The sequence below is a fragment of the Nocardioides sp. genome (assembly GCF_004803405.1).
Taxonomy (GTDB): domain Bacteria; phylum Actinomycetota; class Actinomycetes; order Propionibacteriales; family Nocardioidaceae; genus Nocardioides; species Nocardioides vastitatis.
The window spans coordinates 1-1,722 of sequence record NZ_SSXI01000184.1; the positions used below are offsets into that span (position 1 = coordinate 1).

At 70.8% G+C, this 1,722-nt stretch carries 1 protein-coding gene; it reads left to right on the top strand.

Features of this window, described 5'->3' with window-relative positions; translation table 11 throughout:
• On the top strand, positions 1 to 1,550 hold a 1,550-nt coding region (locus tag E7Z54_RS12905), incomplete at its 5' end, for a helix-turn-helix transcriptional regulator (protein WP_136434304.1).
• Positions 1,551 to 1,722 lie beyond the last annotated feature (172 nt).

The window sequence follows — 1,722 nt, forward strand, 5'->3', positions numbered from 1 at the left end:
AGCCCGGGCGCCGGGCCGAGCGCGCGCTGGCTGCCGCTCAGGCGACGCACGAGGCCGGGGCACCCGAGAACGCACTGAAGTTGCTGTCCATCGCCGCGGCGGGCCCGCTCGATGACCGGCGGCGCGGTCAGGCCGCCTTGGTGGGCGCCCAGGTCGCTTTCTCCATGGACCGTGGCCGGGACTCTTTTGCGCTGCTGCTCAAGGCCGCCCGCCGGCTTCAGCCGTATGACCCGCCGCTCGCCCGTGAGACGTACCTGGAAGCGATCAACGCGGCGCTGTTCGCCGGTCCGCTCGTCGACGACGGCCAACTCAAAGCGGCCAAGGCCGCCCTGACTGCGCCGGCAGCGACGGGGGCTCCCCGTCCTGCCGATCGGCTGCTCGACGGCCTGACCAGGTTGATCATCGACGGATATGCCGCCGGAGTACCGAGCCTGCAGCCGGCGCTGAGTGCCTTCACAGATCCGGACCTGTCCCCGGAGCAAGGACTGCGCTGGCTCTGGCTCGCTGGTACCACGGCCGCGACCGTGTGGGACTACGAGACCTGGGAGGTTGTCGCGACTCGGCACATCCCGCTCATCAGGGAGAGCGGTAATGCCGCCATGCTCCCCTTCGCGCTGACCGGACTCGCCGCCGTGAAGATGGTCGCAGGCGAGCTGGGCACGGCCGCTTCGCTTCTGGAGGAGGTGAAGACAGTCTGCGAGGCGATCGGGGTCGCGTACCCCGTCCACGGGTTCCTGCTGACCGCGGCCGGGCAAGGCCGCCAAAAGGACCACGACGAGCTGATCAGCACGGTTGTCCTGGAGGCGACTCGCCGGGGCGAGGGCAGCGCGTTGATCGTCAGCGGATGGACCACAGCGCTGCTGTGCAACAGCCGTGGCCGCTACGAGGACGCGTTGGTCGCCGCACGCCAGGCGACCGGCCACCCGCAGCGGGAAACCAGCGCCGCGCTGGGCTGGGCGCTGGTGGAGGAAGTCGAGGCGGCCGCCCGCAGTGGCGCGCCCGAGCGAGCCGCCGACGCCTTCCGGCGGCTCAGCGAACGCACCGGCCCCAGCGGCACAGGCTGGGGGTTGGGCGTCCAGGCGCGTTCGCGGGCCCTCGTCAGCAGCGGTGCGGACGCCGAGGACCACTACCATGAGGCGATCGACCGGCTCGGCCCGACCCGAATCCGCGGCGAGCTGGCTCGCGCCCACCTGGTCTACGGAGAGTGGCTGCGCCGCGAGCGGCGCCGGTCCCAGGCACGTGAGCAGTTGCGCACTGCCCACGAGATGTTCACCGCGATGGGGATGGAGGCGTTCGCCGACCGAGCGGCGCGCGAGCTGCGGGCGACCGGCGAGACCGCTCCCAAACGGACCGTCGAAACCACAGGCCAGCTCACGCTGCAGGAAACCCAGATCGCCAGGCTGGCCCGGGAGGGGCTGACCAACAAGGAGATCGCCGGCCGCCTGTACCTGAGCACCCGCACGATCGAGTACCACTTGCAAAAGGTCTTCGCCAAGTTGGGCATCACCTCACGCAACCAGCTGGGACGTGACGCCTTCCTTGACCTGTGACGACAGCAGAGGTGTTGATACGGCGGTGCCGGTCCGCGTACCAGTGTCGGCGGGTGCGGCGCGGGCGGCGCTGCCCGGGCAGCCTGCGTGTAGGCCCCAGCCTGCCGCGCGGGTCGGGACCCATGCAGTCAACGGCGTCACGTCCGAGGTGCGCTCGTGCTGGGTCTTGAGG